This is a genomic window from Stenotrophomonas sp. LMG 10879, from assembly GCF_002750935.1.
Classification (GTDB): Bacteria; Pseudomonadota; Gammaproteobacteria; order Xanthomonadales; family Xanthomonadaceae; genus Stenotrophomonas; species Stenotrophomonas lactitubi_B.
In genome coordinates this window covers 84,345-100,866 of sequence record NZ_PEJT01000006.1, presented here as the reverse complement: position 1 = coordinate 100,866, position 16,522 = coordinate 84,345, and the positions used below count along the sequence as shown (strand labels likewise).

Annotated in this window: 18 protein-coding genes and 1 pseudogene; 7 read left to right on the top strand and 12 right to left on the bottom strand. The window is 66.6% G+C overall.

The window, feature by feature from the left end; translation table 11 throughout:
* Positions 1-140: 140 nt before the first annotated feature.
* Together CR919_RS10795 and purE are read right to left on the bottom strand one after the other, a co-directional pair.
* Positions 141-1,289: a 5-(carboxyamino)imidazole ribonucleotide synthase gene (locus CR919_RS10795; protein WP_099820030.1), complete on the bottom strand. Its 1,149-nt coding sequence runs from the start codon at positions 1,287-1,289 to the stop codon at positions 141-143.
* Complete coding sequence (gene purE, locus CR919_RS10790; protein WP_099820029.1) at positions 1,286-1,789, bottom strand: 5-(carboxyamino)imidazole ribonucleotide mutase; 504 nt, start codon at positions 1,787-1,789, stop codon at positions 1,286-1,288. Before purE ends, CR919_RS10795 begins: the two co-directional genes overlap by 4 nt.
* 58 nt (positions 1,790-1,847) lie before the next feature.
* On the opposite strand from purE, the gene CR919_RS10785 reads away from it, so the two are divergent.
* The 5 genes and pseudogenes from CR919_RS10785 to CR919_RS21465 form a co-directional block, all read left to right on the top strand.
* Entirely contained in the window at positions 1,848-2,117 is a 270-nt protein-coding gene (locus CR919_RS10785) for a Trm112 family protein (RefSeq protein WP_099820028.1), read from the top strand.
* Positions 2,114-2,965 carry a carboxylating nicotinate-nucleotide diphosphorylase gene (nadC, locus tag CR919_RS10780; RefSeq protein ID WP_099820027.1) on the top strand — a complete coding sequence of 284 codons (852 nt, stop codon included), beginning with the start codon at positions 2,114-2,116 and terminating at the stop codon, positions 2,963-2,965. The genes CR919_RS10785 and nadC overlap by 4 nt, the downstream gene beginning before the upstream one ends.
* 112 nt (positions 2,966-3,077) lie before the next feature.
* Positions 3,078-4,058: a DUF2272 domain-containing protein gene (locus tag CR919_RS10775; RefSeq protein WP_099820026.1), complete on the top strand. Its 981-nt coding sequence runs from the start codon at positions 3,078-3,080 to the stop codon at positions 4,056-4,058.
* 69 nt (positions 4,059-4,127) lie between these two features.
* Complete coding sequence (locus tag CR919_RS10770) at positions 4,128-4,478, top strand: DUF3301 domain-containing protein (protein ID WP_099820025.1); 351 nt, start codon at positions 4,128-4,130, stop codon at positions 4,476-4,478.
* Positions 4,479-4,540: 62 nt separating this feature from the next.
* Positions 4,541-4,660, top strand: a pseudogene (locus CR919_RS21465) (DUF3301 domain-containing protein); the annotation flags it as partial.
* A gap of 83 nt (positions 4,661-4,743) precedes the next feature.
* Here CR919_RS21465 and CR919_RS10760 read toward each other — a convergent pair.
* The 7 genes from CR919_RS10760 to CR919_RS10730 form a co-directional block, all read right to left on the bottom strand.
* Entirely contained in the window at positions 4,744-5,199 is a 456-nt protein-coding gene (locus CR919_RS10760; protein WP_099820024.1) for a ClpXP protease specificity-enhancing factor, read from the bottom strand.
* A gap of 84 nt (positions 5,200-5,283) precedes the next feature.
* The gene (locus CR919_RS10755; RefSeq protein ID WP_089240017.1) at positions 5,284-5,919 is read right to left on the bottom strand and encodes a glutathione S-transferase N-terminal domain-containing protein; all 636 of its coding nucleotides are present in this window, start codon (positions 5,917-5,919) and stop codon (positions 5,284-5,286) included.
* 134 nt (positions 5,920-6,053) lie between these two features.
* A complete protein-coding gene (locus CR919_RS10750; RefSeq protein WP_099820023.1) occupies positions 6,054-6,803 on the bottom strand; it encodes a cytochrome c1 in 750 nt (249 codons plus the stop codon).
* On the bottom strand, positions 6,796-8,055 hold the full coding sequence (locus tag CR919_RS10745; protein WP_099820022.1) for a cytochrome bc complex cytochrome b subunit: 1,260 nt from the start codon (positions 8,053-8,055) through the stop codon (positions 6,796-6,798). The genes CR919_RS10750 and CR919_RS10745 overlap by 8 nt, the downstream gene beginning before the upstream one ends.
* Positions 8,055-8,675 (bottom strand): ubiquinol-cytochrome c reductase iron-sulfur subunit, encoded by a 621-nt coding sequence (gene petA, locus CR919_RS10740; RefSeq protein WP_025875286.1) that lies wholly within the window; start codon positions 8,673-8,675, stop codon positions 8,055-8,057. Before petA ends, CR919_RS10745 begins: the two co-directional genes overlap by 1 nt.
* Before the next feature lie 159 nt (positions 8,676-8,834).
* A complete protein-coding gene (locus CR919_RS10735) occupies positions 8,835-9,764 on the bottom strand; it encodes a lytic transglycosylase domain-containing protein (protein ID WP_099820021.1) in 930 nt (309 codons plus the stop codon).
* A 46-nt stretch (positions 9,765-9,810) separates the two neighbouring features.
* Positions 9,811-10,779 carry a WYL domain-containing protein gene (locus tag CR919_RS10730; protein WP_099820020.1) on the bottom strand — a complete coding sequence of 323 codons (969 nt, stop codon included), beginning with the start codon at positions 10,777-10,779 and terminating at the stop codon, positions 9,811-9,813.
* A gap of 80 nt (positions 10,780-10,859) precedes the next feature.
* On the opposite strand from CR919_RS10730, the gene CR919_RS10725 reads away from it, so the two are divergent.
* Positions 10,860-11,480, top strand: a complete 621-nt coding sequence (locus CR919_RS10725; protein ID WP_099820019.1) for a glutathione S-transferase family protein — start codon at positions 10,860-10,862, stop codon at positions 11,478-11,480.
* A 194-nt stretch (positions 11,481-11,674) separates the two neighbouring features.
* On the top strand, positions 11,675-13,093 hold the full coding sequence (gene miaB, locus CR919_RS10720) for a tRNA (N6-isopentenyl adenosine(37)-C2)-methylthiotransferase MiaB (protein ID WP_099820018.1): 1,419 nt from the start codon (positions 11,675-11,677) through the stop codon (positions 13,091-13,093).
* Between the two features lie 98 nt (positions 13,094-13,191).
* Here miaB and CR919_RS10715 read toward each other — a convergent pair whose 3' ends face one another.
* From CR919_RS10715 to CR919_RS10705, 3 genes are read right to left on the bottom strand one after another with little or no spacing between them, the layout of a single operon-like run.
* Positions 13,192-14,304: an ABC transporter permease gene (locus CR919_RS10715; protein WP_099820017.1), complete on the bottom strand. Its 1,113-nt coding sequence runs from the start codon at positions 14,302-14,304 to the stop codon at positions 13,192-13,194.
* Entirely contained in the window at positions 14,301-15,224 is a 924-nt protein-coding gene (locus CR919_RS10710; protein WP_099820016.1) for an ABC transporter ATP-binding protein, read from the bottom strand. The genes CR919_RS10715 and CR919_RS10710 overlap by 4 nt, the downstream gene beginning before the upstream one ends.
* A 20-nt stretch (positions 15,225-15,244) precedes the next feature.
* Entirely contained in the window at positions 15,245-16,201 is a 957-nt protein-coding gene (locus CR919_RS10705) for an HlyD family efflux transporter periplasmic adaptor subunit (protein WP_099820015.1), read from the bottom strand.
* Between the last annotated feature and the right edge of the window lie 321 nt (positions 16,202-16,522).

Sequence of the window (16,522 nt, the reverse complement as noted above, 5' to 3'; positions counted from 1 at the left end):
TACGGACAGGCATCCGCCGGGCATGGCCCGGCGCTACCGGTATCACGCCGCGCCATGGCGGCGGCCCACCTTTGTGGGCACCGCCCTGGTAGCTGCCCACAAAGGTGGGCATTGCCGGCCAGCGGCCGGCACGCCTTCGCTCAGCCGTTGCGCAGCGCGTGCACGGCCGGGGCCACCTGGGCCTGGCGGTCCAGTTCCAGGCCGACCTGCACCAACGCATCGGCCAGTGCACCGGCATCATCGTCGCGCAGCGTTGCGTGACCGACCTTACGGCCGTCACGCGACTCCTTGCCGTAGTCGTGCCAATGGCCGCTGGCCTGCTGCAGCACCGGCGTCGGGTCAGGCATCACCCCCAGCCAGTTCAGCATGCAGGCATGGCCAAGCATGCGGGTACTGCCCAGCGGCAGGCCGAGCACCGCGCGCAGGTGGTTCTCGAACTGCGAAGTTTCGCTGCCTTCGATGGTCCAGTGACCGGAGTTGTGCACGCGCGGTGCCATTTCATTGGCCAGCAGTTCACCGTCGCGGCAGAACAGCTCCAGCGCGAACACACCCACGTACTGCAGGTGTTCGGCCACGCGGCGGGCATAGCCGATCGCCGCGTCGTGCTCGGCAGCGGACAGTACCGCCGGGGCCACGCTGGCCGACAGCACGCCGTCAACATGCCAGTTGCCGGTGACCGGCCAGGCCTGGAAGCTGCCATCGCGGCCGCGCACGGCCACCACGCTGACTTCGCGCTGGAAGGCGACGAAACCCTCGAGGATCAGGCCGGTGCGCTCGACCTGCGCACCCAGCGCCTGCCATGCGGCATCGATGTCCGCTTCGCTGCGCAGGCGGAACTGGCCCTTGCCGTCGTAGCCCAGGCGGCGGGTCTTCAGGATGCACGGCAGGCCGAATTCGGCCGCCTTGGCCGCCAGTTCGTCACGGCTGCGTATATCGGCGAACGCCGGCAGCGGAATACCCAACTGCTGGAACAGGGTCTTCTCGCTCAACCGGTCCTGGGCCACCGCCAGCGCGGACGGCGGCGGGTAGACCGACACGCGGTCGGCCAGCCATTGCGCGCTGTCGGCCGGCACGTTCTCGAAATCAAAGGTGATCACGTCGACTTTGGCAGCGAAGTCCGCCAGTGCCTGGCGATCGTCGAAGGCGCCGACGGTGAGCGGCGCCAGTGGGCCACTGCAGGCGTCAGCCGCCGGATCATACAGTTCGAAGCGCAGTCCCAGCGGCGCACCGGCCAGGACCATCATGCGGGCGAGCTGACCGCCGCCGAGGATGCCGACGGTCAGGCTCATTGGCGCGGATCGTCGTGGGCCATCACGTCTTCGGTCTGGCGCGCGCGGAAAGCATCGAGCGCCTGGCCGATCGCCGGCTGGTCACTGGCCAGCATCGCAGCGGCGAACAGCGCGGCATTGGAGGCGCCGGCATTGCCGATGGCGAAGGTGGCGACCGGGATACCGGCCGGCATCTGCACGATCGACAGCAGCGAATCCATGCCGTTGAGCGCCTTGGACTGCACCGGCACGCCCAGCACCGGCACCGCGGTCTTGGCCGCGATCATGCCCGGCAGATGCGCGGCACCGCCGGCGCCGGCAATGATCGCGCGCAGCCCGCGCGAACCGGCCTGCTCGGCGTAACTGAACAACACATCCGGCGTCCGGTGCGCGGACACCACCTTCACTTCGAACGGAACACCCAGAGCTTCAAGCTTCTGGGCGGCGTGCTGCATGGTTTCCCAGTCGGAGCGGGAACCCATGACGATGCCGACAAGCGGCGCGATCGGGTTGGGGGTCATTGGCCGTCACCTGCCTTAAAGACGTATTCTAGCCATCTTCCACGCAAGACGAAGAACCATGGATCGCAAGCTGCTCGACCTGCTGGTGTCGCCCGACACCCGCCAGCCCCTGTCCCTGCTGGATGGCAAGGGCCTGGAAGCCCTCAACCGGGCGATCGCCGCCGGTTCCGTCAACCGCGCCGATGGCAACCCGCTGGCGCAGCCGCTGCGCGAAGCCCTGGTCACCCGCGACCGCAAGCAGGTGTTCCGCGTCGACGACGGTATTCCGGTGCTGCTGGCCGAAGAGGCCATCCCGACCGCACAGATCGCCGACTTCCCGACCGCATGAACGCGCTGCCGACGCCGGATCCAGCCGTCGTCGCGGCCGATGTCGCGCGCGCGTTGGCCGAGGACCTGGGCAGCGGTGACGTTACCGCCGCCCTGCTGCCCGACCAGCCCGACAGCGCCTACCTGCTGTGCAAGCAGGATGCGGTGATCGCGGGCCGCCCATGGTTCGATGCCACCCATCGCGCGCTCGATGCCGACGTGCAGATCGAGTGGCGGGTAGCCGAAGGCGACAATGTCAGCGCGGGCACCGTGCTGGCCTTGTTGCATGGACGCAGCCGCAGCCTGGTCAGCGCCGAACGCACCTCGCTGAATTTCCTGCAGACCCTGTCCGGCACCGCCACCACCACGGCCCGCTATGTGGCTGCGGTGGAGGGCACAGGTACACGCATCCTCGATACCCGCAAGACCCTGCCCGGCCTGCGCCTGGCGCAGAAGTACGCGGTGCGGTGCGGCGGCGGCGACAACCACCGCTTCGGCCTGTACGACACGGTGATGCTGAAAGAGAACCACATCCGTGCCGCCGGCTCCCTGGCTGCCGCGGTGTCGGCGGCCCGCCAGCAATGGCCACAGCTGCCGCTGGTGGTCGAGGTCGAGGACCTCGAACAGTTGCGGCAGGCGCTGCAGGCCGGCTGTGAACGCATCCTGCTGGACGACTTCAGCCCGGAACTGCGGCGCGAAGCGGTGCGCATCACCGAAGGCCGCATTCCACTGGAAGTGTCCGGCAGCGTCGGCCTCGGCGGCCTGCGCTCGATCGCCGAAGATGGCGTGGACTGCATTTCCATCGGCGGCCTGACCAAGCACGTGCAGGCCATCGATCTGTCGTTGAAGCTGGGTCCACCGCCAGGTTGAGGGTGGATTCGCGGATCGTGATGTTGCCGGCCAGCGGCCGGCACTACCGCTCTCACACCCGGCGTTCACAACAGCGCTGCGACGCTGCGACCATCCCCCACAGGAGCCGCGCATGCGCCGGATGCTCTTGCCTGCCTGCCTGCTGCTGGCCGCAGCACCCTTCTCGGCCGCCGCCGTCGAAGCCTGCGATGTACCCCCGCGTTTCGGCCTGAGCCCTTTGGCCATCGCCATCCGCAACACGGCCTGCAACGAGCATCGCCTCTGGTTCCGCCCCTTCATCGACCGTGACGGCCGCGCCGCCAGTCTCAGTGTCACCGAGGCCGAGAGCGATCATCTGGCCGACAATGGCCTGATCGCCTGGCAACGGGTCAGCAGCTACTGGCGCGAAAGCGGCACGCTCAATGCACTGGGCAGCCAACCGGGCGCCAGCAGCTGCCTGGCCCCGCTGGGAACCCGCTACACCGACAGCGATTGCCGCGCCTTCCTGATCGACAATCCGTGGTCGGCGGCCTTCATTTCCTGGGTGATGGTGCGTGCCGGGGTACCCGGCTTCAATACGTCCCCACGCCATATCGACTACATCCGCGCCGCCTACCAGGCAGGCCCTTCCGGGGTGCCCTACCGCCTGGTGGACCCGCCCACCGCCAAGCCAGCACCGGGCGACCTGTTGTGCTTCCTGCGCGACCGCAGCAGCACACTCAGCTACAGCGGATTGGTGCAGGCCCTGGGCAACGGCTCGGTCGGCCATTGGAAGTCGCATTGCGAAGTGGTGGTGGCGGCCAACCTCGGTGGCGACCAGACACTTTACCTGGTGGGCGGCAATGTCATGAACACCGTGGCGATGCGCCTGCTGCAACTGGATCGCACCGGCACGATCAAGCTGCCGCCGCCGCGCGAGCGCGACACCACCGGCATCGACCCGACCTGCACACCGGGGCGCGAGGACGAATGCAGCTTCAACCGGCAGGATTGGGCCGCACTGCTGCAGTTGAATGCCACTGCGCCGCGGGTTGCACCGCTTCCGCCGGCGGTACCTGCTGCACCGACACCGGTACCGCTGCAGCCGGCAACGGAGCCTGGCAGCGATCGCTGAGCAGATGCCGCTTGATCCGCTCGCCATTCGTCGCCATCTTTGGCGGATCGACACCTGACGGCTGACGCCATGCCCACCCTGCTGTTCCTGCTGATTGCCGGCGGTATCGTCTACTTTTTCTGGAACGCAGCGCGTTCGGCCGCCGAGCGCGCGATCGAACTGGGTCGCAATGCCTGCCGTGCCGCCGATGTGCAGTGGCTGGACCAGGCGGTGCACGCCACGGGTCTACGGCTGTCGCGCGGGGAAGATGGCCGGCTCGGTTTCGAGCGCACCTTCAAGTTCGAGTATTCCTACGACGGCATCGATCGCCATGTCGGCCGCATGGTGCTGCGCGGCGACCAGCTGGTGTCCTTCACCGGCCCGGGCGCGGCGCGGATCAGCCAGATCCGTGCGGACAACGAAGATGCCGAGGATGTGTGAGCAGAAGCATCCACGCATGGCGTGGATCTACTGGATATCGCTCCGGTAGATGCACGCCATGCGTGGACCGCCATGTCGGCCGCATGGTGCTGCGCGGCGACCAGCTGGTGTCCTTCACCGGCCCGGGCGCGGCGCGGATCAGCCAGATCCGTGCGGACAACGAAGATGCCGAGGATGTGTGAGCAGAAGCATCCACGCATGGCGTGGATCTACTGGACACAGCGCCGGTAGATCCACGCCATGCGTGGATGAAAAGCCGCGGAAGTTACTTGACCACGCGCAGGGTCGGACGGCCTTTCGGCGGCGGACCGGCGGGCGGCGTGTCGTCCGGCGGCGTCTGCGCATCATCGTGCAGCAGCTCATCGCTGGCCTGCGCCGGTTCGCCACCCGGGATGTCGTCCGGCAGCGCCATGCCCTGCCCGGTTTCGCGGGCATACACGGCCAGCACCGCACTGATCGGCACCTGCACCGGATAGCTGGTGCCGGAGAAGCGCGCCGAGAAGCTCACCGACTCGTTGTCGATCACCAGCCGCACGACGGCGCGCTCGGCGATGTTGAGCACCACCCGGCCATCCTTGACGGCCGAAGGCGGAACCTGCACGCCGGGAACGCCGGCGTCGACCAGGATATGCGGAGTCAGCTGGTTATCGTTGATCCATTCCACCAGTGCCCGCAACAGGTACGGGCGGTGGCTGGTCATGTGGAAGAAGTCTTCGGTCATGCGTGAAGTGTAGCGCCCGACGCCCCTGCCGGGGCGGATCGCCTGCACGCCGGTCGGCGTGCAGACGGGAAAGCGGATGCCGGATCAGCCCGGCAGATCGCGCAGTTTCTTTTCCTGATCGGTCAGGCTGCGGACGAAACCGGGGTGGCGGAAGATCCGGTTGCCGTAGTCCTCGATGGCCTTGCTGTCCTTCGGCAACGGCACATCCAGCGATTGCAGGCGCCAGATGATCGGCGCCATCGCGCAGTCGGCCAGGCTCATTTCCGGATTGAGGAAGAACTTGCTGGCCTTGAACAACGGCAGCGAGGCCGTCAGCAGTTCCTTCAGCCGCTTGCGCCCCGCCTCGGCCTGGGTCTTGTTGCCCAGCTGGATCGCCTGCACCTGCGGCACCCAGTCGTGCTCGATACGCAGCATGGCCAGGCGGATGCGCGCGCGCGACAGCGGGTCGACCGGCATCAGCGGCGGGTGCGGATAGCGCTCGTCCAGATACTCGCTGACCACCGACGCGGCGTACAGCACCAGCTCGCGCTCGACCAGGGTCGGCACCGAGTGGTACGGATTGAGATCGATCAGATCTTCCGGCGGGTTCTGTGGATCGACCGGAACGAAGTCGAAACTCACGCCCTTGGCCGCCAGCACCAGGCGCACACGGTGGCACAGTACATCGTCGTTCGAGGAAAACAGCGTCAGTGTATTGCGCATGCGTACGCTCGCCGCCATCAAAGGCTCTCCTACGACAGGAGACCGCCTGCCGCATCGGCGCCGCCAGCACCGTGCTGACGGTCGACTCCTCCCCGAGTGTGCAACCGACCATCACAAAAGCCAATAGGCCCGATGCAATGGCCGGCTCTGGATCAGTGCACGTCCTTCCAGTATTCCTTCTTCAACAGGTACACCAGGAAGGTCAGCAGGGCCAGGAACAGGATCACCCAGACACCGAGCTGCTGCCGCTTCAGCGCAGCCGGTTCGCCGGCGTATTCGAGGAAGTTGGTGATGTCGCGCACGGCCTGGTCGTACTGGCCCGCATCGACCGAGCCCGGGCTTTCGATGCGCAGGCCCGTTACCGGCGGGTCCATGCCCGGCGCTTCGGCCTTGCCATGCACCGCGTGCTGCAGGCCCTGCATCTCCCACAACGGATTGGGCATGGAGGCGTTGGCGAACAGCGCGTTGTTCCAGCCCAGCGGGCGGCTGCTGTCCAGGTAGAACGACTTCAGGTAGGTGTAGATCCAGTCGCTGCCACGCACCCGGGAGATCAGGCTCAGGTCCGGCGGCATCTTGCCGAACCACTTCTCGGCCTGCTCCTTGGGCATTGCCACCGGCACCGGATCGCCGATCGCCGAGCCGGTGAAGTTGAGGTTGTTCATCACCTCTTCCTCGCTCAGCCCCAGGTCCTCGCCCATCCGCGAATAGCGCAGGTACTTCAATGCGTGGCAGCCGCTGCAGTAGTTCATGTACAGCTGGGCGCCGCGCTGCAGCGACGCCCGGTCACCCAGGTCGTTGCCGGCCTGCAGCAGCTTGGTGCCGCCCTCGGCGGCCATGGCCAGGGTACTGCCCAGCATCAGGGCGGCCGCCAGGGCCAGCCGGACCATCCAGCGCTCAGTCATGCGTGGTCACCCTTTCCGGTACCGGCTTGGTCTTGTCCAGCCTTGTCCATATCGGCATGGTGATGAAGAAGGCGAAGTACAGGAAGGTCAGCACCCGCCCGACATAGGTCTCGTGTGCATCGGTACCAGGACCGGAACCGATCACCATCAGCCACGCGAAGCACACCACGAACATGCCCAGCAGGCCGCGCGACAGCCAGCCGCGGTAGCGGTAGGACCTGACCTTGGCGCGGTCGAGCCAGGGCACCAGGAACAGGATGGCGATGGCCGAGAACATCACGATCACGCCACCCAGCTTGTTCGGCACCACCCGCAACATCGCGTAGTACGGCGTGTAGTACCAGACCGGTTTGATGTGTTCGGGGGTGACCAGGCGATTGGCTTCGGTGAAGTTGTCGTGTTCCAGGAACAGGCCACCGAAGGCCGGTGCGAAGAAGATGATGAAGGCCGCGATGATCAGCAGGAAGCCCGCGCCGACGCCATCTTTCAGCGTGTAGTACGGATGGAACGGAATGCCGTCGGTCGGCGCATTCGGTGACCAGCGGTTGCCCTTCGGCCCCTTCTTGATCTCCACGCCATCGGGGTTGTTCGATCCCACTTCATGCAGCGCACCCAGGTGCAGCACCACCAGCAGCAGCAGTACCAGCGGCAGCGCGATCACGTGCAGTGCGAAGAACCGGTTGAGCGTGGCGTCGCTGGGCAGGTAATCGCCCATGATCCATTCGGTGAGGCCGTTACCAATGACCGGAATGGCGCCGAACAGCGAGATGATCACCTTGGCGCCCCAGAACGACATCTGGCCCCACGGCAGCACGTAGCCCATGAAGGCCTCGGCCATCAACACCAGATAGATCAGCATGCCCAGGATCCACACCAGTTCGCGCGGCTTCTGGTAGCTGCCATACAGCAGCCCGCGGAACATGTGCAGGTAGACCACGATGAAGAACAGCGAGGCACCGGTGGAGTGCATGTAGCGGATCAGCCAGCCCCACTCCACGTCACGCATGATGTATTCGATGGAGGCGAATGCTTCAGCGGCATTCGTCTTGTAGTGCATGGTCAGGAAGATGCCGGTGACGATCTGGTTGACCAGCACCAGCAGCGCCAGCGAGCCGAAGTAGTACCAGATGTTGAAGTTCTTCGGCGCGTAGTACTCGCTGACATGCTTGCGGTAGATCGGCATCAACCCCGGCGCGCGGGCATTGACCCAGTCGGCCACGCCGGTGGCGGTACGGCTGAGGATGTTGGACATCAGGCAGCCCCCTGCGGATCGACACCGATGATGATGGTGTTGTCGTCCTGGTAGTGGTGCGCGGGCACCTTCAGGTTGATGGGTGCGGGCACGTCCTTGAAGACGCGACCGGACATGTCGAAGCGCGACTTGTGGCAGGGGCAGAAATAGCCGCCCTTCCATTGTGGGTCGTAGGGCTCGGGGCGTATTTCACCCACCATTTCCGGCGAGCAGCCCAGGTGCGTGCAGAGACCGACCAGCACCGAGATCTCGGGCTTGATCGAGCGCAGCTCGGGGTTCTGCTTGAGCACGTACTCCGGCTGCTGGTCCTTCTCGCCGGACTCGGGGTCCTTCAGACGGCCATCCAGCCCATGCAGCGCATCAAGGATCGCCTTGGACCGTTTGACGATCCAGATCGGCTGGCCACGCCATTCCACGATCAGGCGTTGGCCTTCCTGCAGGGCGCTGATGTCGGCCACCACCGGTGCGCCGGCAAGCTTGGCGCGGGCACTGGGGTTCCAGGATTTGATGAAAGGAACTGCGGTGAATCCGACGCCGACGGCGCCCACCACGGCTGTGGTGGCAGTAAGAAAACGCCGACGTCCGGTGTTGACTGGATCGTGTACCCCATCGTTGGCCATCCGGCACTCCGATATTGATTAGGTAGCTTTAAGGCTGCCAGCGGTTCCGGTGGGGGCCAGAGCCGCATTGAATCTCGGTCGAGTGTAGCGGAACCGTCGCGCGCCACACAACGCATTGCAACAACATTGCTTTGGGGGGTTGCCGGGCATGGCCCGGCACTACTGTTTGCTCAGCACCGTACGATAACGCTCGGCCAGCTGGCCGACCCGGCGCACGTAATACTGTGTCTCGCTGTAGGGAGGCACGCCGCGATGGCGATCCACCGCGCCCTCGCCCGCGTTGTAGCCGGCGGCGGCCAGGGTCAGATCACCGTTGAACCGCTTCAACAACCACGCCAGATACTGCACACCGCCACGGATGTTCTGCCCGGCGTCGTAGGAATCACTGACGCCGAAACGTGCGGCGGTGGGCGGCATCAACTGCATCAGGCCCTGCGCACCGGCACGGCTGAGCGCGGTCGGGTTGTAGGCCGACTCGGCATGGATGATCGCGCGCACCACCGCCTCTTCCACCCCGAACTCGCGTGCGGCCGAGGTGATCTCGCTCTGGAAGGCCGTGGTGTTCAGGCGCACGCTGCCGAAATCAACGCGCGGATTGACCCCGCAGGCGTAGCAGCGCTCCATGAAGCTGTAGCGGATGGTCCGCACCGGGCCGAGATTGGCGACCTGGGTCGGGCGTGCGCTGGTGTAGTGGCGCACCCCGTCCTGCATGTACGAATAGACCTGTCCGCTGACCATCTTGCCGCCGCGTGGGCTGGCCGGCGTGGACGCTGCCGCGGGCGCAGGAGCCGGCGCGACAGCGGGACTGGCAGCGCTGGCGGCCACGGCAACCGGGTTGCGCTCGGCGCTGGCCACCACCGCAGCAGGCACGGGCACTGGCGTCGGCGCCGAGTTGACGATCGGGGCGCGCACCGCCCTGCCCGCGCTGCGGGTGTAGCTGATGGTGCTGCATTGGGCACCGGCCACCCGCTTGCTGACGTAGCTGGTGACCCCATCGGCGCCAAGGCACTTGTACAGGGTGCCGGCGCTGGCCGGCGCAGCGGTCAGCGCAGCGATGATGATCGCCGTTATCCCCAGTCTCCCCTTCATGGCCGCGAGTGTCCCAGCTTCGCTGCGGCTTGCCAAGAGCGCCGGCTCAGACCGTGACCGCGGGCACGGCCAGGACCTGGCTGAGCCCGGCCAGACGCTCGGCCAGCTCCTCGCGCAGTTCGGTCGGCGTGGTCCACAGCGCCACGGGCAGGCGGTCCAGGCTGAGGATCTGTGCCAGCATCATGCCGCGGCTTTCCGCGCCCATCCGCAGCAGGCAATGGTCTGGCCCATCGGCCTCCAGCACGCCACACCAGGGCGGAATGCGCCCGGCCAGCTCCACCTCGCTGCCGGCCAGGCGCAGGATGGCCTGCAGCGCGAACGGCGCCTGGCTGACCGCCTGCCGCACCATCACATCCGGCGGCGCCGGGGTTCGCCGGTGCAGGCCAGGCTCGGGCAGATGCCGTACAGCGCCCATCCGGTCCACGCGCAGCGTGCGCCAGTCCTGCCGGCCCAGGTCCCAGGCCAGCAGATACCAGCGCCGCCCGTAGTTGACCAGGTGCTGGGCCTCGACTTGCCGTTGCGTCACCGCGTCCTGCGCGCTGCGGTATTCGAAGGCCAGCCGCGCGGCCTGCCGGCAGTGCTGGGCCAGCCGCCCGAGCAGGCGCGCATCGGTGGATGGCAGATCGGACAGGGTCGCAGTGGCCGCATGCACTTCGCCGGCCTGCTGGCGGCGACGCGCCGGCACCAGCGGGTCGAGCTTGGACAGCAGGCCGCGTGCGGTGTCGTCGATGCCGGAGACCGTGGCCGAGGCCGCACGCAGGGCAATCGCCAGCGTGGTGGCCTCTTCCTCGTCCAGCAGCATCGGCAGCACCGGTGCCCCCGCGCCCAGCCGGTAGCCCCCGCCTACGCCGGCCGACGCCTGCACCGGATATCCCAGCTCGCGCAGGCGTTCGACATCGCGGCGGATGCTGCGCCGATCCACCCCCATGCGCTCGGCGAGCTCGGCACCGGACCAGTGGCGGCGGGCCTGCAGCAGCGAGATCAGGCGAAGCAGGCGATGAGCGGTATGGCGCATGACGGATCGCGGACAGAAGTCGTCCGCAATTGTGCCCCAGCATGGGCCCCACTTCACCACCACCTGCAGGGAGCAATGCCATGACGTCACGCCAGATCACCCTCTACCACGCCGCCCGTTCACGCTCGAGCGGCGCGGTGGCCCTGCTTGAAGCACTGGGCGCCGACTACCGCATGCAGGTGCTGGACCTGAAGGCTGGCGCCAACCTGGCCCCGGCCTATCTGGCGATCAATCCGATGGGCAAGGTGCCGGCCATCGTCCACAACGGCGCCCTGGTGACCGAGCAGGTGGCGATCTACCTGTACCTGGCCGACCTGTACCCGGAAGCCGGGCTGGCACCGCCGATCGGCGACGCCCTGCGCGGCCCCTATCTGCGCTGGATGGCCTTCTATGGCGCCTGCTTCGAGCCGGCGATGATCGACCGGGCCATGCACCGTGACCCGCCGCCGCATGCGATGTCGCCCTACAACGACGCCGATACGGTGCTGCAGGTGATCGAAGCACAGCTGGCGCATGGGCCGTATCTGCTGGGCGAGGTGATGAGTGCGGCCGACGTGCTGTGGGGCAATGCACTGGCATGGACCAGTGCGTTCGGCCTGGTGCAGCCAGCACCGGCGACCGCCGCCTACATCGCACGGATGAGTGCGCTGACCGCGTTTGATCGTTCGCGGCAGATCGATGCGGAGCTGGTGGCGGCGTAAGGCATTTGCCGGGTTTCCTTTGTAGAGCCGAGCCCACGCTCGGCTGGTTTCAGTAGAGCCAGGCCGTGCCTGGCTGCGCCATGGCAAGCGGGAAGAGCAGCCGAGCGTGGGCTCGGCTCTACAAGGGCGCGGCGGATGGCGCAGGATGCGGGTAGAATCGCCCCCTTTCCCGCCACCCGAATGGATTAAGCGCCATGACCGGGACGCCAGACGTCTTTCCGCCCGCCACGCCGGGCGGTACTCCGCTCGTTGCCCTGCCAGCCGGTCCGCGCAAGCCCGACCAGGTGAAAGGCAAGCTGTACATCAAGACCCACGGTTGCCAGATGAACGAGTACGACTCGGCCAAGATGGCCGACGTGCTCGCCGCCAGTGATGGTCTGGAACTGACCGATCGCCCGGAAGACGCCGACGTCATCCTGGTCAACACCTGCTCGATCCGCGAAAAAGCGCAGGAGAAGGTGTTCAGCCAGCTGGGCATCTGGAAGAGCCTGAAGAACCAGGGCCGTGAGGTCATCATCGGCGTCGGCGGTTGCGTGGCGTCGCAGGAAGGCGAGGCGATCATCAAGCGTGCGCCGTTCGTCGACCTGGTGTTCGGCCCGCAGACGCTGCATCGCCTGCCAGAACTGATCCGCGCCCGCCGCGAACAGCAGCGCCCGCAGGTGGACATCAGCTTCCCGGAAATCGAGAAGTTCGATCGCATGCCCGAACCACGTGCCGATGGCGCGTCGGCGTTCGTGTCGATCATGGAAGGCTGCTCCAAGTACTGCTCGTTCTGCGTAGTGCCCTACACGCGCGGCACCGAAGTCAGCCGCCCGTTCGAGGACGTGGTGGTGGAAGTGGCGCAGCTCGCCGCGCAGGGCGTGCGCGAGATCAACCTGCTCGGCCAGAACGTCAACGCCTACCGCGGGCCGTATGGCGACGGCGAATTCGCCGATCTCGGCCTGCTGATCCGCACCATCGCCGAGATCGATGGCGTTGGCCGCATCCGCTTCACCACCTCGCACCCGCTGGAGTTCAGCGATTCGCTGATCGACGCGTTCCGCGATGTACCGCAGCTGGCCAACTTCCTGCACCTGCCGGTACAGGCGGGCAGCGACCGCGTGCTGTCGGCGATGAAGCGCGGTTACACCGCACTGGAATTCAAGTCGAAGATCCGCAAGCTGCGTGCGGTACGTCCGGACATCTCGATCAGTTCGGACTTCATCGTCGGTTTCCCCGGCGAGACCGATGCGGATTTCGAGAAGACCATGAAACTGATCGAGGACATCGGCTTCGATCACAGCTTCTCCTTCATCTATTCGCGTCGCCCGGGCACGCCGGCAGCGGACCTGGAAGACACGATCAGCGATGCGGAGAAGCATGCACGCCTGTCGCGCCTGCAGGAACGCATCAATGCACACGCTGCGAGCATCTCCGAGAAGATGGTTGGCAGCGTGCAGACCGTGCTGATTGAAGGTCCCTCACGCAAGAACCCGAACGAACTGACCGGCAAGACCGAGAACATGCGTTCGGTGAACTTCCCGGCGCACCCGCGCCTGATCGGCCAGTTCGTGGACGTGGTGATCACTGAAGCGTTGACCAATTCGCTGCGTGGCCGCGTGGTGGCGGAATAAGGTGTGCCGACCAACGGTCGGCACCCACCGAGGTATTGAGGTGTGCCGACCAACGGTCGGCACCTACCGTGTGGATGCCGACCGTTGGTCGGCATGCCTCAGTCCAGTCGCTTGCGGAAGCGCAGGATGGCCAGGGTCATCATCGCCACGATGAACACCAGCAGTGCCAGTGCGTCCGGCCACAGCTCCCACAGCGAGGCCCCGCGCAGCATGATGCCGCGCACCAAGCGCAGGAAATGGGTGAGCGGCAGTACTTCCGCCAGCCACTGCACCGGCCTGGGCATGCCGGCGAACGGAAACATGAAACCTGACAACAGGATCGAAGGCAGGAACAGGAACAGGGTCATCTGCATGGCCTGGAACTGCGAGCGTGCGCGCGTGGAAATCAGCAGGCCCAGCGCTAGGTTGGCCAGCACCAGCAGCACGGCGGCCAGGTAGACATCAACGAGGCTGCCGCGAATCGGAACCTCGAACAACCAGGTTCCCAGCAGCAGTACCAACGTGGTCTGCAGCAGACCGATCGCCGCGTACGGCAACACCTTGCCGACCATCAGTTCGCTGCGCGATACCGGCGTGGCGATCAGCAGTTCCATGTTGCCGCGCTCGCGTTCGCGCACCACCGCCACTGCGGTGAACATGACCAGGGTCATGGTCAGGATCACCCCGATCAGGCCGGGCACGATGTTCACTGCCGAGCGCCGTTGCGGGTTGTAGAAGCTGATGACGCTCACCTGCCCGCTGGTGATGCTGCCTTCGCGCAGGGGCCGAGTGTTGCTGGTCGGGCGCGTGTCCAGCGGTACCTGCGCCAGCTGGATCGCCGCACTCTGCACCACCGTGTCGCTGCCGTCGACCAGCACCTGCAGCGCTTCGCGGCCTTCGTAGCGGCGTCGTTCGAAATCGGCGGGAATGACGATGCCCACGCTGATCCGGCCCCGTCGCAACGCCTCCATCAGTTGATCGGGCGTATAGGCCTGCGCGCGCGGTGTGATCACGCCGGTGGCGACCATGTCCTGTACCAGCGCGCGCGACGCCGCACTGTTGGCCTGATCGGCGATACCGGCATCCAGATGCCGTAGGTTGAGGTTGATCGCATAGCCGAACAGCAGCAGCTGCATCACCGGGATGCCAACGATCATCGCCAGGGTGATGCGGTCACGGCGCAGTTGCCGCAGCTCCTTGAGCATGATCGCCCATAGCCGTCGCACGCTCATGCGGCCGGCTCCCGACCACGGCCACGGGTGGCGGCAACGAATACGTCTTCCAGGTTGGGCGCCACCGGTTCGATGCTGGCCTGCGGATCGGCGCTGGCAAGCGCCTGCGCCAGCACGCTGGTATCGGCCGCACCCTCGCTGCACAGCACGCGCAGTTCGGTGCCGATCTGGGCCACGCTGAGCACACCCGGCAACGCCGCCAGCGCGCGGCTGGCCTGCCGGGGCTGCGAGGCGGTGACTTTCAGGGTGCGGCCCTGCAGCTGCGCGCACAGCTCGGCGGGGGTGCCATCGGCTACCAGGGCACCGCGATCGAGGATCGCCAGCCGGTGGCAGCGTTCGGCCTCGTCCATGTAGTGGGTGGACACCAGCACCGTGGTGCCTGCATCGGCGAGTTCGAACAGCGCTTCCCAGAAATCGCGCCGCGACTCAGGATCGACCGCACTGGTCGGCTCATCCAGGAACAGCAGTTCCGGCGCATGGATCACCGCACCGGCCAGCGCCAGCCGCTGCTTCTGCCCGCCGCTGAGGGTGCCTGCCAACTGCACCTGGCGGTCCTGCAGACGGTACTGCTGCAGCAGCGCATCGACCCGTTGCCGTGCCTGCACCCGTGGCAGATCCTGGATGGCGGCCAGGAACTCCAGGTTTTCCCGCACCGACAGGTCTTCGTACAACGAAAAACGCTGGGTCATGTAGCCGATGCGGCGACGCAACGCTTCGGCCTGCGCCGGGATCGCCAGGCCCAGCACGTCGATCTCGCCCGCGCTCGGCTCCAGCAGTCCGCACAGCATGCGGATGGTGGTCGACTTGCCCGAGCCGTTCGGGCCGAGGAAGCCGTATACCTGCCCGCGCGGGACCTGCAGATCGACGTTGTCCACCGCCAGCAGCTCGCCGAAACGGCGGCTCAGGCCCTGCGCACGCACGGCAATGTCATCGACAGGATTCAGAAGCGCACCTGTACCGGCAGCCCGGCGGGCAGCGCCTGCATGTCGGCACTCTCGTCGATCTCGATCTCGGCGAGGTAGCTCAGCCGCGAGACGTCATCACCGGTCAGCGCGTAATACGGCGTAAAGGAGGGTTCGCTGCGGATCGACCGCACATGCCCCTTCAACACAGTGTTCGCGCCATCCAGCTGCACCTGCGCTCCCTGCCCCACCTTCACCCGCAGGCGCAATGGCTGCGGCAGGTACACGCGCGCATACGGGCGTTCGCCCACCAGCATCACCACCAACGGCGCACCGATCGGTGCCTGGTCGCCCTGCCGATAGGGCAACGCATCGACCACGCCGTCGCGCGGCGCGCGCAGCTGCAGCTTCTGCAGGTTGACGGCCTGCACCACCTCCTGCGCCTGCGTCGCCCGGGAGGTAGCCTGGCCCTGGGCAATGTCCTCACGACGGTTGCCGCGCTGCAGCTCCAGCCACGCCTGTTCGGCAGCGCGTACGCTGGCCACGGCGTTGTCGGCGGCCGCGCGGGCCCTGTCCAGGTCGGCGGCAGCAACCAGCCGCTGACGGGCCAGCGGTTGCACCCGGCGATGGTACGCGGTGGCTTCAGCCGCCTGCGCGCGCAGCGCCGTGAGCTGTGCCTGCGCCTGGGCGATCTGCTCCTGACGCGGGCCCACCTGCAGTTCCTCGAGCTGTGCCTGCGCGCGGGCGGTTTCGGCCTGTGCCGCGTCGAACTGGGCGGCGCCACGGGCAGGGTCCAGGCGCATCAGCAGCGCGCCGGCCTTGACCGCCTGCCCTTCGCGCACGTCAACGGCACTGATCACTTCTGCCGCCGGTGCGGGCACGCTGATCCGGTCCCATTCAAGCGTACCCAGTGCCGCCGGCGGTGCCTCGCCGCAGCCCGCCAGCAGGCAGCTGCCCAGCAGCCCGATCCTGCGCATCCACGTGCCCACGGCCATGCGCCACCTCCTCCGATGGCGCCACGGTGCCACGCTCCCTGTGCACCCGCAATGATCCAGAACAGGGCTGATCAATAATTGATCACCCGCCAGCAACGCCACTGCCGCAAGGCTCGCTGCCACCTATCCACAGGTTCACGGCAACACCGTCCACACCGCATGTGGAGAACCCTGCTGGCACTGGCACAATTTTCACCACCGCATCATCTTCCTTGTGGCACAAGCGCTGCGAAGGACTATCCACAGGTTTCTTCGACGCCGGTCCACACCCGGTGTGGAGAACTGTCGTCCTGCCGCCTTGCGCGTTACCCTTGTCGTCCC

Excerpts from the sequence above, each read along its gene's own strand:
- CR919_RS10705 (WP_099820015.1), bottom strand. The coding sequence starts at position 16,201 with ATGGCCGTGGGCACGTGGATGCGCAGGATCGGGCTGCTGGGCAGCTGC.
- CR919_RS10775 (WP_099820026.1), top strand. The coding sequence starts at position 3,078 with ATGCGCCGGATGCTCTTGCCTGCCTGCCTGCTGCTGGCCGCAGCACCC.
- CR919_RS10785 (WP_099820028.1), top strand. The coding sequence starts at position 1,848 with ATGGATCGCAAGCTGCTCGACCTGCTGGTGTCGCCCGACACCCGCCAG.
- CR919_RS10715 (WP_099820017.1), bottom strand. The coding sequence starts at position 14,304 with ATGAGCGTGCGACGGCTATGGGCGATCATGCTCAAGGAGCTGCGGCAA.
- CR919_RS10755 (WP_089240017.1), bottom strand. The coding sequence starts at position 5,919 with ATGGCGGCGAGCGTACGCATGCGCAATACACTGACGCTGTTTTCCTCG.
- CR919_RS10760 (WP_099820024.1), bottom strand. The coding sequence starts at position 5,199 with ATGACCGAAGACTTCTTCCACATGACCAGCCACCGCCCGTACCTGTTG.
- nadC (WP_099820027.1), top strand. The coding sequence starts at position 2,114 with ATGAACGCGCTGCCGACGCCGGATCCAGCCGTCGTCGCGGCCGATGTC.
- CR919_RS10750 (WP_099820023.1), bottom strand. The coding sequence starts at position 6,803 with ATGACTGAGCGCTGGATGGTCCGGCTGGCCCTGGCGGCCGCCCTGATG.
- CR919_RS10795 (WP_099820030.1), bottom strand. The coding sequence starts at position 1,289 with ATGAGCCTGACCGTCGGCATCCTCGGCGGCGGTCAGCTCGCCCGCATG.
- petA (WP_025875286.1), bottom strand. The coding sequence starts at position 8,675 with ATGGCCAACGATGGGGTACACGATCCAGTCAACACCGGACGTCGGCGT.
- miaB (WP_099820018.1), top strand. The coding sequence starts at position 11,675 with ATGACCGGGACGCCAGACGTCTTTCCGCCCGCCACGCCGGGCGGTACT.
- CR919_RS10725 (WP_099820019.1), top strand. The coding sequence starts at position 10,860 with ATGACGTCACGCCAGATCACCCTCTACCACGCCGCCCGTTCACGCTCG.
- CR919_RS10770 (WP_099820025.1), top strand. The coding sequence starts at position 4,128 with ATGCCCACCCTGCTGTTCCTGCTGATTGCCGGCGGTATCGTCTACTTT.
- CR919_RS10745 (WP_099820022.1), bottom strand. The coding sequence starts at position 8,055 with ATGTCCAACATCCTCAGCCGTACCGCCACCGGCGTGGCCGACTGGGTC.
- purE (WP_099820029.1), bottom strand. The coding sequence starts at position 1,789 with ATGACCCCCAACCCGATCGCGCCGCTTGTCGGCATCGTCATGGGTTCC.
- CR919_RS10730 (WP_099820020.1), bottom strand. The coding sequence starts at position 10,779 with ATGCGCCATACCGCTCATCGCCTGCTTCGCCTGATCTCGCTGCTGCAG.
- CR919_RS10735 (WP_099820021.1), bottom strand. The coding sequence starts at position 9,764 with ATGAAGGGGAGACTGGGGATAACGGCGATCATCATCGCTGCGCTGACC.